Consider the following 17,800-nt stretch of genomic DNA (forward strand, 5'->3'; position numbering starts at 1 on the left):
ACACTCGGATTATATTTAAAATTCGATAACTTTTATGGTACAATAAGCAAGAGGTGTTCCAATGTATCAAAACAGATTTAAAGATAATGACGAATATAAAGCAAAAATAGATAGTTTCAGACCTTTATCCGAACAAGTTTTATCGCAATTAAAGGCATACTATAAAATTGGTTTAACTTATTCTTCAAATGCCATAGAAGGCAACACTTTAACCCTTGTTGAAACAAAAATAATTATTGAAGACGGTTTAACAATAGGGGGGAAATCTGTAAAAGAACATTTAGAAGTTATCGGGCACGCTCAAGCGTACGACCTTTTATTTAAGTTGAGTACGGAAAATATAATTACAGAAGATGACATTTTGCAATTGCACAAACTTTTTTATAAAAATATTGATGAGCAAAAAGCCGGAGTGTACAGGGATTGCAATGTAATGATTACCGGTAGCGAATTCGAGCTTCCAAAACACGACAAAGTTAAAAGCTTAATGCAAGAGTTTTGCGAAAATATTCCTAAAGCAAAAAAGCAATATCACCCTGTTGAATTTGCAGCAAGAATTCATGAAAAATTTGTTGCAATTCATCCTTTTATGGATGGAAATGGCAGATGTGCAAGGCTTTTGATGAATTTGGCTTTGCTTCAAGCAGGGTATAATATAGTTGTTATTCCTCCGATTGTGAAAAACGACTATATTGGTAATCTCGAAGAAGCACATACAACTCAAAACGTTAAACCTTTTATAAATTTCATTTCAGAAATGGTTCTTGAATCTCAAAAAGAATATTTGAGGATTATTGAGAGGTTGAAATAAATATATAGGCAACATAACAGAATTAACCATAAAATTATTATTTTTATTTTTTCCAGGAATTTTATATTACATTTTATTACATAAATTTACTTTTAGACCAAAAAAGGAATTTAGTTTTTTTATTGTTTATTCCTTTATTTTTTCAATTATGGTCTATTCAATATATGCGTTTCTAAAATATATGTTTACAAAATCATCAGATATATACTTTTTTAATGACTTATTTAATACCAGTAAAATATTTCACTACAAAGAAATATTTATGGTTTCGTTAGTTGCGATTATTACAGTCGTTCTATATTCTTATTTTGTCAATCATAAAATTGCATATAATCTAAATTTAAAAATACAAAATAGCAATTTTATAGAAAAAATATTTCCAACTTTTCTAAATCTATATAAAAGGTTAATTATAACAAAAAAATTTAGCCGAATTGACGTATGGAATGAAATTTTTGATATGCCCGATTCTGACTATCATTGGGTTTTAATTACTGATTTTGAAATAAAACAAAGATATGAAGGCTGGGTAAGCAAATTCTCGGATAATGTCAAAGAGAATGAATTGTTTATACTAGATGTTATTGTTTACGATTTGAATGATAAGGAACTTTATAGAACTCCGGGGCTGTACATGACGAGAAAAATAGATAATATTACAATTGAATTTTTCAAATTGACCAAAACAAAACATTATGATAGATACAAAAATATTAAAGGAGAAAAAATGGCAAACGAAGAAAGAAACAACAGTAATCATCCACGAAATAACGATAGACAAATAGTCGAAAATGGTAACGAGGGGCAGCGACAAACTAGAATTCATGATAGTCAGTGGATAACAGAAAGAGGTGGCTCAAATCCTGAACCCGATAACACGCCAACAGAAAGACCTCATTCAAATGACAATTAATGTTTCAAAGCCCTAATCCCTCGTTTCTCTCTGGGGAATATGGCTTTGCACCTGTAAAAATTATCGCAAAAATTGGCCCTATGTGGTGCTTTGAAATTACACAAGTTTTTTGCTTATAAGGTGGTCGTGTGTAAAAGTTGTGAAAATTTGCAGAGAAAAGTGGCGAATTTCATAGATTTTTATAGAAAATTTAAAGTTTTAAAAAACAATCTAAATAGAACTACAGAGAACAAGATAGGCGCAAAACGTAGTGTAAGGTAAATTCATAAGGTATTCTGAAACCCCCTGTGTCTTTGGTTCGATTCCGAGACGCGGCACCATTCTAAAAACAGAATATAATTGAATTACGGACACTTTTAAAGGTCCGTTTTTTAATATAAATTTTTCAACTATGTGTCATTTGCGTGTCAGGAATAATTACGCCCTTGACAAATTTTCGTAAATATGCGAATATATGTACAGTAAAAGCCGAAATGTTTACGAAATAAAGTGAAAGCAGGATTTAATGAGTACGTCTTTAGAATTGGGGTTAGTATCAGAAAATTTAAAAAAAGAAATCGGAAAATGTATCAATGTCAAAGGTTTTATTAGAAACATAAAAGGAGAATATGATATTGAGCATTATAACAATGGTGCATCAATGTTTGAGTGGATGTTGAGATATGAAAAACTACACAAAATTAGTGATATTATTGAAAATGTTAATGCTTATAAGTTACTCAGCGGCATTTGGAATATACCTCTTTTAATTGATCATAAAAGCAATATTGCTTTTATTTTTATGAAAGAAAATAATCTAACACGTAAAAGAAAAGAAATTAATAATTCAAAAAAAATTAATGTTACCTCAGTACCAAAAGTGAGACCACCTCATTACGCCCAACGTTTATGTGATATAAACAAATGGATATCAAAACAACTATTTTTATGTTTGGGAGAAATTAGAACGCCATTTCAAGTTTTACAAGAAGTATGTCCTGGAATTCAGGAACATGAGGTACCTAAAGATTTAAGGATTGTCATTGTGACTTTTAATTCACAAGGTGATGATATATCAAAACTCTCAGCGGGATTCTATGACAATAAATTACACCAAATATATGTAGAAGATTGGAGTGAGTATATAGACACAAGTTCATTTGATCCATTAAATAATGATTCGAGCAGAGAATTAATTGATCAAATTAATAATAAGGCAATAGAACTTGAAACTTCCAAAGATGAATTAACAGAGTTTATCGATGATAATATTAATGACGAGGAAGATGAAGAACAAAAGAGTATATAAGATTAAATAGGAAATAAACATGTTAAAAGAAAAATTTAACGGCAATAGACTAAAAGCCGCTAGATTATATCGTGCCATGACTCTTGATGAATTGTCTAAGCAGATTGACGTATCCAAACAAGCAATATCACAATATGAAAATTGTGAAATAATACCAGAACCTAGCAAAATTTTTAAAATAATGACTGTTTTAGGCTTCCCTAAAGATTATTTTTTACAAGAAGACAAAATGATAACAGAAACTAAAGCAACTTATTTTAGGTCATTATTAGGTACAAATAAAAAAGATCGTATAGCGCAAATTAAAAAAGGTGAATATATTGCAATCTTGTATGATTTTCTAGCAGAAAGTATCAAGTTTCCCAAATTCAATATTCCAAACTTGGAAATCAAAGAAACCAATGAGTCAATAGATTATGATGCTTTGACACTTGAGATAAGAATGCATTGGGGGTTAAGTCAAGACCCTATACAAGATTTGGTTTATGAACTTGAAAAGTCTGGTATTATTATAACTAGTTTAACGTCAACAAGTAAAAGTATTGATGCTTATAGTCAAAAATTAAAAACAAGTACTGGAGAAAAATATTTAATTGTTCTTACAACAAATAAAGAAACAAAAGCTAGAAGACAGTTTAGTTGTGCACATGAATTGGCCCATATTATTTTACATAACTGGAATGAGGATCTGGAATCTATGCCAAAATCCGAATTTTCAAACATCGAAAATCAAGCTAATAAATTTGCTGCGGCTTTTTTACTTCCAAAAGAGGCTTTTATTAAGGACATATCCAAATCACCTTTATCCCTGAATACTTATATAAAACTGAAACTCAAATGGCACACATCAATAGCTGCAATGATGATGAGAGCTAAAGATTTAGAAATAATAACTCCCTCTCAATATCAAAATATGGTACGAAAATATTCTTATAGAGGATGGCGAAATGGAGAACCATATGACAATGATTTACTGCCTTCAAATCCTACCGTCCTCAAAAGTGCAACAAAAAAGATCTTAGAAGGTAAAAAATGGGATGGAGAAAGTTTTGTAAGAACTTTTTCTCAAAAATATAATGTCTGTTTGTCCAAAAATGAAATTGAAGAACTTTTAAATCTAGACCAAAATACATTAAGTACAGAATGTAATGATATTATAAATATTGAAAATAAAATTAAAAATAAATTTTAATTTCACTTTATAAACAGTGCATGAAAGTTAAATTTAATTATTTTGAGTTTTTAAACCATTGTTAATTAAATAATTAATTGTTTGAATAGGTATAACCCCATAATTTTCTGTTTCTTTCGTGTTTTCCCAACAGTCAGCTCCTGTTACGGCAACTCCTACAACTTCATTGTTTTTATCAAGAATAGGACCACAACTATCCCCAGCAATTATAGGAGTATCAAGCTTGCACCTTTTTACTGTAATATCTTCTAAATTATCTCCCATACAGATTGTTACTGAGGTTTCTTTATGACCACTAATTCTAGCATCGCGAATGTTAGGTGTATCATTTCCTCCATATTGAGTGAAGTCGGCTATTGTAAGTTTGGTGCCATGACTATACGACGGATTGTCTTTTTGAGTAAATGATGGAATTTCATATATTGATTCCTCTAATAAAGTAAATATAGCAATATCAATATCTTTATTCCTTTTTAATACTTTAATTTTATGTCTTTTATTAACTTCATACCACTTGTATATTACAGTTTCGTTTTCATCTATAATGCAATGGTCACAAGTAATTAAGCCATATCCAACCAATGAAAAGGCTGTGCCTTGAATTATTTTTGTGCCATATTCGTCTTCACTTTCTATTATCCATATTTTTTCTTGTATTTCTTCAATAGAATCAATAGGTAAAAGATTATACCTTTTTTTTGTAATACCATCTCTCATTATTAATGTATTGTATTTATTTAATAACTTCCGATATATTGGATCTCTATCTCCTCTTATCATTTTTATAAAATGTATTTTGCCAACAACAACATTATTAAACATAGGCGGCTCAAAGTCAGGATTTCTCTGTTTTTTATCATACTTTAAAAAATACTCTTTTTCCGCATTTTGCAAACCATATTTTCCCCAAGCATGTAACATTGCCCTTATTTGTTTGATTAGACTCCTTTTTACATTTCTTTTTTTATTTACGATTAAACCTGTTACTTCCTGCCGTTGTTGCTTAGTTTGCAAACGAACCTTTTTTTCATTTAATTCAAATCCATTCTCTAACAAAATATTTTTTAACAAGTTGCCTATTTCTATTTTGTAATCATTAGAAAGGTGGTCAATGATAGCTAGTTCTTTTGGAAAAACATTTAATGTTGTAGAAAAAGTAATATCATCAGCGTATCCAGTATAATTACATTTATGAGTTTTTGCCAATTTTAACAGTTCTGTATCTAATCTTCTACATATTCATATAATTCACCCGCAATTGTAATATAACCGACACCGTCATTAAATAAATGCTTTAATACTACATGGCCTGCATTAGTTGGGCTGAACTCATTCTTTGTCATTTTGTATCCATTCTTAGAGGCATACCATAGTAGGGTTCTAACAGTTATTCTTTTGTCATCATTACCTGACAACCCTTTTCTAAGTAGGTCTTTTAGATGTTTTCCTTCATGCTTGAAATCAGGACTCCATTCCTCTATTCCTTCTTTAGCATCTTCGCCCAAGACCTCTTGAACCGCCCAAGATATATTACGCCATATTTGATATCCTGCTTCTTTATGGATATAGGTTAGCATTTCTCTAATATCTTCTTTTGAAAATTTATAGTCATCATTTAAGATTGTTGCGATTGGAACTGGCTCAATATAGCTATCGATTAATTCTTTTACAACTTCTTTGCTTAAATATCCATTCAAGATTTCGGGGTTAGAATTTTTAGAACCAAAATAGAAACGAGTACCATCGCTACATGTCTGATCTGCTGCTGTAAACATATTAAGAATAATTTTTATTAGTTTTTTGTATTCTTTTATATCTTTGATGGTTCCTTCAAGAGGCAAAATTAATCTAAATCTATCTTTACCATCTTTTTTGTGGTTTGGTGTTGTATAAATCATTCCTGCATGTTCTTTAATGAATTCATTATTTCTTATTTCTTCAAGAGAAATTCCTCCATCAAAGTCCAATACTATAAAGTCTGCCGATTCAAAGTTCTTTTCGCATCTGCTTCCATCTTTTAATCTTGTGCAAAATGTATGGCCTTGATTAATTACATCCGCTAATTCTTTTATTGTGCCTTCAAATTTAGTAAAAGACCTGTTCTTGTGTAATGTAACTTCCTCTTTATTTACGTACTTTCTGTTGATGCTAGCCTTGATAATCCTTGTCATTTTTTGTTCTCCTTTAATTTCTTCTGACATTTCTGTACCTCTTTCTGTTTTTTCTTGTGTCATTTTAGATTCCCTTTCTTTTTATGTAATTTGCTTGAGATGTACTTGTGAATTTACCTTGTTCTAATAGCCACGCATCTAAATCATCTTTGAAATAAAACACCCGACCTCTTTTGATATATGGAGGACCTTTTCCTCCATCACTGCGGTGTTGTGCTAAAGTTTTCTTTGATAATCCTAGATACCGTGCTGCATTTTCCGTATCCATTCTTCCGTCTGGGTAAATAAATAACTCTTTGATCATTTTGAGTTCTCCTTTTGTTATGTAATATTAGGTGAAAATCTTTTCTCAATAATACTTATATATCACCCACTAGTATTGGTATACCGCTTGTTTTTCGACCCTAAAACGACTTGAAATCGACTTTTATTTTACGCACAAAAAAGAGCCTGCAAGATAGGCTCTTTTTTTAAATTATGTGTTTAAAAATTATATTGCGTATATTTGAAGTATTTCTGAATTAATTTTATTACCATACCCTTTAAAATTAACAATGAGTTCTATGTCAAATTTTTCCTTAAAAGTTTTATTAATAAGTTCTTTCATTTTGTCTACGGATTTTGTTTCAATATTGAGTTCATCCTTGATTTTTTCTGAAAAAGTATATTTATTATTGCGACTATTTTTTATAACAAGCTTTAAATACTCCAAGTGAGATTTTCGAAGATTGATTTGTTTTTCTTTGTAGATACAAATACCTTCTTCAACATTTACGAATAAATCATAAATTGAAGGATCATACCCCATTGCTTCTTCATAAGAAGAATCTTCCCAAATATGTTCTAATGATAATTTTAAAATATCTTTATCCATATACTAATTATAAAAACTGTAAGACTAATCTCAACTCAATTATTATGAATTTGTCATATTGTCAAGACACTCTAAAACCTTTTTAATAAAGGAATATACACATATATTTATGTATTTTTTCTAGATCAAAAGTTTTCACTAACACATGACAACATGACAATATGACAAATTTTTGAGGTCAAATTACTGAAAATTTTCTCATTGAGATTAGTAAGTTAATAAGAAAAAATTTTTTGAATAAAAAACTTAAATCACACATAGTAAAAAACAGGTTATTTCATTAAAAATGACATTAAAAATTAATTATTAGTCTCTTTTTTGATTCTTTTATCAAAATTAAACAATATTAATCTCGTAATAAAGAATAAAAATAAGATTGCTATGATTATATGTTTTTGACATAGCCCATACTCAAAAATTCTCTTGAAAAATTGACGACTGTTCAAGATTCAGAAATCACATAAACTTATTACAGAAAAAATTTTTGCCTTATTTGCATAAACGATGTAAAATTAGTATGTTTTGACTCGTTAAATTATTAGAATAGTTATTATGGAAGAAATAATTGAATTAATTTCAAACAAACAAGAAACAAAAAATTGTGATTTTAAAGATAGTTTTTCATGGACTGATTTAGACAGAAACCATCAATGCGAGATAATAAAAGATATTATTGCAATGGCTAATACTAAGGATGGTGGACAGATTGTAATAGGTATTGAGGATAGAACTTGGATTATTAAGGGGTTATCTAAAGAACAGTTAAAATCTTATGATGTAACACAAATAAATAATTTATTACATGAGTATACTGATCCTAAACATTCTTGCACTATAAAACAAGTACAAATAGAAGATAAAGAACTAATTGTTATTGAAGTTCCCGAATTTACAGAAGATATCATTATCACAAAAAAGGATTCTTCTTGCATTCAAAGAGGTAGGATTTACATAAGAACAGATGCAGCTTCAAGTGAAATGGTTCCCTCAAATCATGAAATGAGGGAATTAATCGGCAGAGCGATTACTAAAAAAGGTGACAACCTACTATCAAGCATACATACGTTAATCAAAGGGAAACCTATTGATAAGGAGATAGAAAGTTATGATAAAGATAGAGAAGATGCAAATGACTATCTAAAAAATCATTACCAAGATAAATTTGACTCCTTGGGATATTATGAGTTGATTTCATACCCGTTGGAAAATAAAAGAGAAAGATTTAAGATAAATGAATTAGAAAAAATAATTAACAATTCTCTTGTTCATCTTCGAGGTCGTACATTTCCAACATTAGCTAATTTTTACATAACAAACAATGGTGGTTGTAGTTACTTTAATTCAGATAGTTATGGTTATTATACTAGGTATTATTTTGCTCAAAATGGATTAATGCTTTCACAAGAAGTCATTAGAACATATGAAAAAGATGAACAGGCGATGCAAGGAACTCACACTATTGACTACATTGACGTAATATACACAATAACTGAATATATATTATTCTTAAAACGCTTATATGAAGTTATTTGTCCTAATGAAAATATATCAATTATTCTAAAATTACACAAAACGAAAGATCGATTACTAACGAGTTTTTCTCCTTACGTTCTGGTTCGTGGAGATTATATTTCAAAAATTAATGTTATTGAGATAAAAAAACAATTTAATGAGGTTGAGTTAAGGGCATCATACAAAGATATTATCGTAGAATTTTGTAGAGAATTGTTTGTTAGATTTCAAATGCATATTTTTTCAGATAATGAAATAATACGTTGGGTTAACGAATTATTAAAAGAGAATAAGTAATGGAAGAACAAAGTATAAGTAATAAAGATTTCTTCAAAGAAATTGATAACATAAAAGACATTTCAATTCTACAAAACATCAAACAATTTTATGAATGTGAAAGTAGTAATTTTATTGCCGATTTTAACAATAATAATCAGAAGTTATCTAGCCTTTTTAATATGTCTGCAATTTTTCTTGGGTATTTTATAACCATTATTGTTTTTTTATCAGAACAGAAATATTTTACTAATCTATCTTATTTACAAATATTTAGTGTTTTTACTTTGGAAGTAGGTTTAGTTTTATTATTTAGCTTTACCTGTAAAATATTTATACTGCAACGATTCAAATCAGGCTACCGTAGGATAGATACAACATTTCCAGTATTACAGGCGTACGAAAATAAACTATTTAAAGGTAAAAGAGAAAAAGAGTTTCTTGTACAAATGGTTTATAATTATTACCTAATTATAAAAGAAAACAATAAATTGTTAGACGAGCAATCTTCAAAGCTGTTAGGTAAACATGATAACTTTATAACATATGTTATAATTATAACAATAAGTTTACTATTTATAATTTTGGGGTGAGACTTTTTATGGCAAAAGACTCTGGAAAAAGATATAGAGATGCAGCCACAGGACAATATGTAACCAAGTCTTATGCTGACAAAAATCCAAAAACAACAATTTCTGAAAGTGTATTAAAAGATAAAACGTCTAATAGTAGTGGTCCTAAAGATGGAACAAAAGGTATTGTGAGAAAAAATAAAAAGTAATTTTAGATAGAGGTTAAAGTGACAGAAGATAAGAACAAAAATCAAAAGCAATCATCATCTATTGAACAATCATCTACGATTGATTTTAGTGAATCAAGAAAACTTTTTGAAGAACGAATTAATGCAAGCGAGCCTAAAGAAGGAACTCAACCTATAATAAGAAGTAGAGATGATAATAATAATCAGAACTAGTTTCAGTATTAATGCATAATTTAATACGATAGGAGAGAGACAAAATCTCTCTCCTATTTCATAGCTGTTTAGAGCACTTATTGCTAATCTATTAATTCTTTTTTGTGTTTGGCTTAGAATGCTTAGAGGTTTCAGAAACAGTAGTCTTTGGATTTTTGTCAGCATAAGACTTAGTTACGTATTGACCGGTGTCAGCATCTCTGTATTGTTTTGTTGTTTTACCCATTACCATACTCTTCGTTTATTAATTCCCCCTGAGCCTAGATTGACACATCGACCAATTGTCGAGGGCAATTTTAGTTACTAAATTCTAGTGCTTATTTAAATTATAATAGTAATTTTAAAAAACACCTCAAAATAAACAAAAAATTAATAATTATAACCAAAATAAGCTAATTTTGTATTTATGTTTCGGGACCCTGTGGGGTAAATGGGTTCGCTTATGTAAAATTTCCAACTCAAAAGGCCCCCCCGGGGGCGTTCTTAAAAATTATTTTAATTACCAAATTAGGGTCATTGTGTCAATTACGTGACACTTTATCTAGAAAACAAAGTATATATTGAGAATCAAATGTACAAAGTTATAGATACTCAACATATCAAAGAAGAACTAAGAGTAACAATCTGGAAATAATTATAAATAAAGGGATTTAACTATGGATGAGCTGAAAATCCCTGTGTCCTTGGTTCGATTCCGAGACGCGGCACCACTTAAAAGCCCTAAATTGGGTTTTTATTTTTGTGTGATATAATAAAAAATATATTAGGAGAGTGGTACATGCAACTAAACGACATGTTAGAAATTATTATTGTTACATATAATCGAAAAGAAAAAATATTTTCTACCTTACAACAACTTTTAGCTGAATCTTCTCCTGTAAAATCCCTTAAAATTACTGTCTTAAACAATTGTTCAACAGATGGTACTGATAAGGTAATTGATACTTTTTCTGCTAAATATAATAATATTCATCATGTAATTCAACCAAGAAATATTGGGGGGTGTGCCAATATTGCTTATGCTTATGAAATAGCAAAAATGCCTTATGTTTGGGTGATTTGTGATGATGATGATTTCAATTGGAATCATTGGGACGAAATCGAAAATGCTATTTATGATGGGTATGATGCTGTTTTTACTCAACATAAATCAAATTTGGGTGTTCAACTTCATAATAGTCTTGCTGATGTCTTTTATGCTTCAACTTTTGTTCCCGCTTGTATATATAAAACTTCTCATTTAACTTATACCACGGTTTTTAATATGTATGAATCGTGCTCCATTCTGTTTTCTCATTCTCCTATTATTGCAAAAATAATTAATGAAGATGGCAAAATATTTCTTCCTCAAAAAGCTCAACTCGTTTCCGCAGGTAAGGATTTCACAAGTAATTATAAAAGATATTTGCGTGGGTTAGATGAAAAATATATACCTGTTGACAGGATTTATCTTTATTGGACGCCGGCTTATTTTTCAGCTATTTCTTTGATAAAAAACAGAAAAAAACAAATTGAAATTATTGATGGTTTGCGTCATGGTGCTAATAGTTTGTTCGACTTCTTTAAAGCAAAAATATATGTAAATAAAATATTTTATAATAATTACTTTAACAATTACTATAAAATTTTCAGAATGTTGTCGTTTAAACAAAAAATAATATTTATTTATGCTTATATGGCAACCATCGGGCGTTTGTGGGGTTTGGATACTCGTTTATTAAAATTATCTGAAAAATCTAAGTGGGGTGCTTTTTTTAGGTATGTAAAGCAGCAAAAATACATTGATAAATTGGCAAAAAAATATAAAGGTAAAAAGCTTTTAATTTATGGTGCCGGACTTGTCTTTCAATGCCTTGTTGAACGTTATGATTTAAGCAATCTTGATATAGTAGCAGTTTGTGATAAAAAATTTAAAGAAGAAACTACTGTTAATAATTTGCGTGCAATTCCTGTTGAGTTATTAGAAAAAGAAAAATTTGATGTTGTTTTTATGTCATTGAAATATGCTGATGGAATAGCAAGCGATATAAAAAAAGCCGGACTTAAATTTAAATATGAAGTAATTTATAATAACAAAATATCATTTTTTCATAAATTATCACTTTAATATCTTTTGCTTGTTTTAAAATGTTATTTTTAGCATATGATTAGTAAATGAGGTATTTTGTTAAATATTTTATTTTAATTTCCAGTTTGTTTTTTATTACAACTTTTTTTACAGGTTGTACGGACAAGGGCGTTGTGTTACTCCCCAATCCTTGGTTTGACTGTCACGAAAATCTTGCAAAAGCAGCGAAAGTTGCGGGTTTTGAATTTCCATTGAGCTTGTCTAATTATCAAGTCAAAGCAATGAAAGATATGATTGAAATCACATATCCATTAGATGCGTTTAGAAATGTAACTGTCAGAAAAAGTTCAAATGACAATGGTGGAGATATATCGGGCGATTATAATAATTATCCGATTAATAAAGAAATTTCACTAAAAAATGGCGTCCTTATAAAAATTAGAGGCGATAAATATAAAATATATGTCATGAACATGGCTGCTTCTTCCGGGTATTATTCTGCTGTTTGTGATAAAGGTATGTCGTTAAAAGAAGTTGAGAGTATTTATGAGGTTATTGCTGAAGCTGAAGCTCCAAAAATTCCTCCTGAGGCTTTTGAATGATAATTAAACAAAAAATATTGTTATCTTTCTGCATTATGCTCTTTTATTTATTAAATAAAGAATTCAAACATCCAATAAATTCACTTATGCAACCTAATTTTAGAGAATAGTAAACATTTAGTCCATCTTTTCTCATTTTAATTATGCCTACGGATTTTAATTTTGCTAAACTTTTTGAAATATGTGGTTGTTCATATTTTTTTAATTTCTTGACAATTTCGCAGACGCATTTTTCTCCGTCTAGTAACGTATCAATAATTTCTATTCGTACAGGATTTGAAAGTGCTTTAAAAATTTCTGCTTTTTTTAGATATACATTATTATCCATCTTACCTCTTGACGATATTTCAAAAATGGAATAAACTATCAGTTGTCTATATGTCGATAATGGCATATTTGCTTATGGTTGTCAATATGGAGCATATATGAAAGAAAAATTATCACAAAAGTTGAGTTTTTTAGGTAGATATCTGACAGTTTGGATATGTTTATCTATGTTTATCGATGTCTGTGTGTGGTAGTTATAAATGTTTTACCGCCAAGTTTAGGACTTAAAGGTATGGTCGTGGATTTTTTAATAAAAGACTAATTTTACAAAAAACAAAAAATGGAGGTGTTTAATGTTTTTAAAATTCGCTGATTGGTTTGTATATGGGGTTTGTGGTTTTAATGCCAATACAAAATTCGGTTCAGCCTTGCATTTTTTCGTTTATGATGTTTTAAAGATTTTGTTTTTATTATTTACGATAATCACGATTATAGCATTTTTGCGTGGACAAATTGATAATGTTAAATTTAGAAACTATATTGAAAAACAACCGAAATTTATAGCACATTTTTTTGCTGCAGTATTTGGTGCAATAACTCCATTTTGCTCGTGTTCTTCAATTCCTGTTTTTATAGGTTTTATTGAAGCAGGGCTTCCTTTTGGAGTTGCAATGACTTTTTTGATAACGTCTCCTATGATTAATGAAATTGCAATTTTAGTTTTGGCAGGTATTATAGGCATTAAACTAACTGCATTATATCTTATTACCGGACTTTCTGTTGGTATTGCCGGTGGATATTTAATGGAAAAATTAGGTTTTAAAAAATATCTTCAAGATTATTTGTTTAAACTAAAACCTTGTGGGTGCACTTGTTCTGGTGAAGATACTGAAAAATTATCATTAAAAGAGAGAATTTTTGCTTCTATGACATACGCCAAAGATTTGATGTCAAAGATTTGGCTTTTTGTTTTACTTGGTGTTGGCGTAGGTGCAGGGCTTCATGGGTACGTTCCGAGCGAGTTTTTCATTAAATATTTAGGTGCAGACAATCTTTTTGCAGTTCCCATTGCTGTTTTAGCCGGAATTCCTCTTTATGCTGATGCGACAACAATTATCCCGATTGCTCAAGTCTTAATTCAAAAAGGTGCTGCAATTGGTACTGTTCTTGTATTTATGATGGCTACAACAGGGCTTTCTTTACCCGAAATGATAATAATTTCAAGGGTTATGAAAAAAGAACTCATTATTCGATTTATCCTTTTTATGTTTATAACTTTTGTTTTCGTGGGATATTTCTACAATTTGGTTATTTATATCTAAGTCGATTCTATAATTATACATAATAGGTTCTGCTATTCGAGAAGTAGCTCAAGTCGTTCCTGCTGTAGGGGCTATATCTCTTGAAACTGTGGATATAGATATTATTGTGAAACTTATGAGAGGAATGTTGCTTGTTCCTTATTTGTTTATGTTGAGCTTTTACCTTGTAAAAAATCAAAATTTAAAATGAATGAAATTCAAAATCCTTGGTTTCCAATTCTTTTTGTTGTCGTTTCTGGGGTTAATTCTTTAAATCTAAGCTTATTTTCTTTTCATTATTAATGTTTATTTAGCTTGTTTGCATTGGAATGATTGTCAACAAATTCCTTATCATGTAAATGATACAAAAATTATTTATTATTGTTTGTTTCTTTTCCGTTTCTATAGCCGATACCTGCTCTATAACCGGAGATTGAATAAAGCATTGGGAGGGATGGCTCAATCCATTTTAAGCCTGACAAGACTGCAACTGTTGCAATGTCATCAAGGTGTAAGCCGATATCCAGTGCTTCGGGTTTCCTTTCTGCATACAAATTTTGAGCTTCTTCTTTTTCGTTAGACTTATTTTGTATGGCTATATCTATTAAGTTTGAAGTCGTTTTTTCTTTTTTATTTTTATTTAAAATAGGATTTATAAGATTTTTGCCTATGCAATTTGCAATTGCACTTCCACCTAATACTCCGACCGTTCCGATTCCGATAATCATTCCGATGGCACGAGCTTTTTTTGATGTAATTTTTGCTTTTTCCATAATTTCCAAAGCTATTCCTGCACCAACATTGCACAAGAAAATATTTGCGAGGTATTGATATGCACCTTCTTTTATTTTGTTGGGGACTTTTTCTTTCCAGTTTTTGTCTGTTATTTTATCGCCGGCAATTCCTCCTGCGATACCTCCTATAACAGGGATTAACCCCATTAAAGAAAGCCGTTTTATTTCTTTAAAAATCTCTTTTGAGGTTACGTTTGCCGGTTCGGGAATGAGTTTTGACAACAAATCTTTGCCCTTTTTTGTCGGTTGCAATTCATTATAAATGTGATTTATTTCTTTAAATTTAATAATTTTATTTTTTGCTTTGTTCAAAATTGCTTCTGTCGTTGGTGATGTTTTGTTCTTTTCAAGAAAATTATTTGTTAATTTATTATTGTTTGCCTTAAGTTTTTCAAGGTCAATTTGTGCGGATAGCCCTTTTATTCCTAATTTTTTAATTCCTCTCGTTGCGAGCAGGGCTGAACCTATGCTTCCTGTCATTACCGCTGCGGTTCTTATGAATTCGTCTTTTTTTTCTTTATCGGGAGCTTTTTTCGTATGTAAAAATGTTTCAACCACTCCTCCCCCAATCAAAATATATGGGACTTTTTTTGTAAATTGACCTACGAGTCTTGGTTGATCTAGGTATTTTCCGAGAGTTGATAGAGTGTGCATTTTAATCCCTTTGTTTTGTATGTGCTACAATGTTAAGTTAGCCTAACAGTATGGCTAAAAATTTTTCCTTGGTCTTATTTGCTTTTTTTAAGAAAATCGGATAAAAAGTTTGGATTTTGGGTTTCTTTATTCTTGCAAAATTCCATAAAGTCGATTAACCTTGATAAGGCTTTATCAGAGATTGAGTGTTCCATTTTGCAGGCATTATCTGTAGATTCTTCGGGTGACAGACCCAGCACGTGATTAAAAAAATCATAAAGTGTGTTGTGCTTTTTTATAATTCTTCGGGCTGCTTTTTTGCCTTCATCTGTTAATGATATGACCTCATATCTTCCATAATTCACCAGTCCTTTTGAGGACAAGTTTTTGAGTGCTTCTGTTACAGAAGATCGCTTTACATTCAATCTTTTTGATACGTCAATTGCTTTTACGCCTTGTTTTTCGAGAATTATTTGATACATAGCTTCCAAATAATCTTCAAGACTAGATGTCAATTTATATTTTTCTTGCATGGTTACCTCAAATTTATTGTAAGGCAAGCCTAACAAAATGGCAAGTATGTACAGTTTTATTAAGCAAATAGAAAAATACAACAGATTTTATAATATAATAATATTGGAAACAGAGGAAAGAAGTGCGAAAATCACTCACTGGTCCGCAGCCGTTACAGTCGGAATGCTCTTATCCATTTGCTTACGAGACTGGGAGATTTTATGTCAAAGTTTAAATGTATTTTGGTTCATACGCCACAATTAGTTAAAAATATTCAAGATGGACATATCGCTTCAAATGTTAATTACTGTGCGATGGGGCTTTATTCATTAGCAAATGAACTGGAAAAAGAGGGCTTTAATGCTGAAATAATTCATCTGGGTATTGAAAAATATTTGGATAAAAAGTTTAAATTGAGCAAGTATGTGCGTGATAACGATATAAAATTCGTTGCTTTTTCTTTGCATTGGCATCCGCAATCTTTTGATGTCATTGAAAGTATTCGTATATTAAAAGAGCAAAATCCGAATGTGTTTGTTATGATTGGTGGATTTACCGCTTCTTATTTCGGGAGAGAAATTCTTGATTTGTTTCCATTTGTGGATACTGTTCTCAAAGGAGAAGGTGAAGCCCCAATTAAAATGCTGGCGAAAAAAGTTTGTTTGAAAGAGGTGGATTTTTCAGATATCCCAAATCTGTTTTGGCGTAAAAATGGTAGTGTGGTTTTGAATGATAAAAAGTTCGTTGCAAGCAATGAGGATTTGGATTCTTTTGAGTTTTTTGATATAAAAAAAATGAGAAATTATCAAAGCTATGCTAAAGTGCCCTTCTTTTTGGATTACGCCTTTGAAAATGCACTTGAACGACTTCCTATGTCAAGTCAGGGCGTTTGTATCGGCAGAGGCTGTGAGGGCAATTGTACATGGTGTGGCGGTGGTGCTGATGCTATGAAATGCGTAACCGGTCGAGATTTCGTTTCTTATAGAAATGTAGAAAATATTTTAGACGAGATAAAAATGCTCAAAAAAGATTGTGGAATCGAGGTTTTTCGTTTTGCTTTTGACCCACAGCCTAAAAAAAGAGAATTTTTAATTAGATTGTTAAATAGAATTGCAGAGGAGTTCTCCGGTACTTTGAAAACTTCATTTACTTTAAACGGGCTTCCAGACAAGGTGTTTTTAGATGCTTATTCTAAAGCTTTTTCTCCCGATTCAATATTAGCAATCAGCCCTGAGTTTGCGAGTGAAGATTTAAGAAAATTTCACAAATCTTTCTTTTATACAAACAAGGAATTAGAAAATATTCTTGTTTATATGGAAGAATTAAAGATAAAATCCGAGTTGTATTTTGCTATTTTACCTTGTGTTGATGAGGTTGAAAATGTAAAATCTGAAACTTATGCAAAAAAACTCAAAGAAAAATATAAATATATTGATAAATATTATATTATCCCCATAATATATGAGCCTGCTGCACCTTGGACGATGAATCCTGAAAAATACGGGGTAGATTTCGTTCCGAAAAAGTTTATTGATTATTATAATTCTTCAAAAAATGTCGAAAATTCGTTTGAAAATATTGATGCGTTTTTATCTAATTGATTTTTTTTCAT

The 17,800-nt window shown here is 30.2% G+C and carries 20 protein-coding genes and 1 riboswitch; of the genes, 12 read left to right on the forward strand and 8 right to left on the reverse strand.

All coding sequences use genetic code 11. From position 1 onward, the window contains the following. The first annotated feature begins 61 nt into the window (after nucleotides 1–61). The 4 genes from PHV37_01040 (at nucleotide 62) to PHV37_01055 (ending at nucleotide 4,204) form a co-directional block, all read left to right on the forward strand. Nucleotides 62–811 (forward strand): Fic family protein, encoded by a 750-nt coding sequence (locus tag PHV37_01040; protein ID MDD3236666.1) that lies wholly within the window; start codon nucleotides 62–64, stop codon nucleotides 809–811. 262 nt (nucleotides 812–1,073) lie between these two features. Further along, nucleotides 1,074–1,724, forward strand: coding sequence for a hypothetical protein (locus PHV37_01045; protein ID MDD3236667.1), 651 nt, complete (start codon nucleotides 1,074–1,076; stop codon nucleotides 1,722–1,724). Between the two features lie 505 nt (nucleotides 1,725–2,229). Further along, nucleotides 2,230–3,012, forward strand: coding sequence for a DUF5986 family protein (locus PHV37_01050; protein MDD3236668.1), 783 nt, complete (start codon nucleotides 2,230–2,232; stop codon nucleotides 3,010–3,012). Between the two features lie 19 nt (nucleotides 3,013–3,031). Then, complete coding sequence (locus PHV37_01055) at nucleotides 3,032–4,204, forward strand: ImmA/IrrE family metallo-endopeptidase (GenBank protein MDD3236669.1); 1,173 nt, start codon at nucleotides 3,032–3,034, stop codon at nucleotides 4,202–4,204. Nucleotides 4,205–4,237: 33 nt separating this feature from the next. Here PHV37_01055 and PHV37_01060 read toward each other — a convergent pair whose 3' ends face one another. The 4 genes from PHV37_01060 to PHV37_01075 form a co-directional block, all read right to left on the reverse strand. Then, nucleotides 4,238–5,410 carry a trypsin-like peptidase domain-containing protein gene (locus PHV37_01060; protein ID MDD3236670.1) on the reverse strand — a complete coding sequence of 391 codons (1,173 nt, stop codon included), beginning with the start codon at nucleotides 5,408–5,410 and terminating at the stop codon, nucleotides 4,238–4,240. Between the two features lie 17 nt (nucleotides 5,411–5,427). After that, nucleotides 5,428–6,438, reverse strand: coding sequence for a hypothetical protein (locus PHV37_01065; GenBank protein ID MDD3236671.1), 1,011 nt, complete (start codon nucleotides 6,436–6,438; stop codon nucleotides 5,428–5,430). 1 nt (nucleotide 6,439) lies between these two features. Then, entirely contained in the window at nucleotides 6,440–6,679 is a 240-nt protein-coding gene (locus PHV37_01070; GenBank protein MDD3236672.1) for a helix-turn-helix domain-containing protein, read from the reverse strand. Nucleotides 6,680–6,865: 186 nt separating this feature from the next. After that, entirely contained in the window at nucleotides 6,866–7,249 is a 384-nt protein-coding gene (locus tag PHV37_01075; GenBank protein ID MDD3236673.1) for a hypothetical protein, read from the reverse strand. Between the two features lie 552 nt (nucleotides 7,250–7,801). Between PHV37_01075 and PHV37_01080 the strand changes: the two genes are divergently transcribed. Genes PHV37_01080 through PHV37_01095 form a run of 4 tightly spaced genes read left to right on the forward strand, consistent with a single transcriptional unit; the run spans nucleotide 7,802 to nucleotide 10,010 of the window. Beyond that, nucleotides 7,802–9,058, forward strand: a complete 1,257-nt coding sequence (locus tag PHV37_01080; protein ID MDD3236674.1) for an ATP-binding protein — start codon at nucleotides 7,802–7,804, stop codon at nucleotides 9,056–9,058. Then, the gene (locus PHV37_01085) at nucleotides 9,058–9,630 is read left to right on the forward strand and encodes a hypothetical protein (GenBank protein MDD3236675.1); all 573 of its coding nucleotides are present in this window, start codon (nucleotides 9,058–9,060) and stop codon (nucleotides 9,628–9,630) included. Before PHV37_01080 ends, PHV37_01085 begins: the two co-directional genes overlap by 1 nt. 8 nt (nucleotides 9,631–9,638) lie before the next feature. Then, nucleotides 9,639–9,818 (forward strand): hypothetical protein, encoded by a 180-nt coding sequence (locus PHV37_01090; GenBank protein MDD3236676.1) that lies wholly within the window; start codon nucleotides 9,639–9,641, stop codon nucleotides 9,816–9,818. Nucleotides 9,819–9,836: 18 nt separating this feature from the next. Beyond that, entirely contained in the window at nucleotides 9,837–10,010 is a 174-nt protein-coding gene (locus tag PHV37_01095) for a hypothetical protein (protein MDD3236677.1), read from the forward strand. 91 nt (nucleotides 10,011–10,101) lie between these two features. Here the strand turns inward: PHV37_01095 and PHV37_01100 are convergent, their stop codons facing one another. Then, nucleotides 10,102–10,236, reverse strand: a complete 135-nt coding sequence (locus tag PHV37_01100; GenBank protein ID MDD3236678.1) for a hypothetical protein — start codon at nucleotides 10,234–10,236, stop codon at nucleotides 10,102–10,104. Between the two features lie 552 nt (nucleotides 10,237–10,788). On the opposite strand from PHV37_01100, the gene PHV37_01105 reads away from it, so the two are divergent. Further along, nucleotides 10,789–12,117, forward strand: a complete 1,329-nt coding sequence (locus tag PHV37_01105) for a glycosyltransferase family 2 protein (protein MDD3236679.1) — start codon at nucleotides 10,789–10,791, stop codon at nucleotides 12,115–12,117. 47 nt (nucleotides 12,118–12,164) lie between these two features. Beyond that, nucleotides 12,165–12,680: a hypothetical protein gene (locus PHV37_01110; GenBank protein ID MDD3236680.1), complete on the forward strand. Its 516-nt coding sequence runs from the start codon at nucleotides 12,165–12,167 to the stop codon at nucleotides 12,678–12,680. Nucleotides 12,681–12,723: 43 nt separating this feature from the next. On the opposite strand, the gene PHV37_01115 is transcribed toward PHV37_01110, so the two are convergent. Beyond that, a complete protein-coding gene (locus PHV37_01115) occupies nucleotides 12,724–13,008 on the reverse strand; it encodes a metalloregulator ArsR/SmtB family transcription factor (protein ID MDD3236681.1) in 285 nt (94 codons plus the stop codon). A gap of 292 nt (nucleotides 13,009–13,300) precedes the next feature. On the opposite strand from PHV37_01115, the gene PHV37_01120 reads away from it, so the two are divergent. Further along, nucleotides 13,301–14,269 carry a permease gene (locus PHV37_01120; protein MDD3236682.1) on the forward strand — a complete coding sequence of 323 codons (969 nt, stop codon included), beginning with the start codon at nucleotides 13,301–13,303 and terminating at the stop codon, nucleotides 14,267–14,269. A 350-nt stretch (nucleotides 14,270–14,619) separates the two neighbouring features. Here PHV37_01120 and PHV37_01125 read toward each other — a convergent pair whose 3' ends face one another. Together PHV37_01125 and PHV37_01130 are read right to left on the reverse strand one after the other, a co-directional pair. Further along, entirely contained in the window at nucleotides 14,620–15,696 is a 1,077-nt protein-coding gene (locus PHV37_01125) for a hypothetical protein (GenBank protein MDD3236683.1), read from the reverse strand. Between the two features lie 74 nt (nucleotides 15,697–15,770). Then, on the reverse strand, nucleotides 15,771–16,208 hold the full coding sequence (locus PHV37_01130) for a metal-dependent transcriptional regulator (protein ID MDD3236684.1): 438 nt from the start codon (nucleotides 16,206–16,208) through the stop codon (nucleotides 15,771–15,773). A 102-nt stretch (nucleotides 16,209–16,310) separates the two neighbouring features. Further along, a riboswitch (adenosylcobalamin-variant (AdoCbl-variant) riboswitch) is annotated at nucleotides 16,311–16,424 on the forward strand. Between PHV37_01130 and PHV37_01135 the strand changes: the two genes are divergently transcribed. Further along, on the forward strand, nucleotides 16,410–17,789 hold the full coding sequence (locus PHV37_01135) for a cobalamin-dependent protein (GenBank protein MDD3236685.1): 1,380 nt from the start codon (nucleotides 16,410–16,412) through the stop codon (nucleotides 17,787–17,789). Its footprint overlaps the riboswitch before it by 15 nt. Nucleotides 17,790–17,800 lie beyond the last annotated feature (11 nt).

The organism is Candidatus Gastranaerophilales bacterium (assembly GCA_028693235.1).
In the GTDB taxonomy this organism is placed as follows: domain Bacteria; phylum Cyanobacteriota; class Vampirovibrionia; order Gastranaerophilales; family Gastranaerophilaceae; genus JAQUVW01.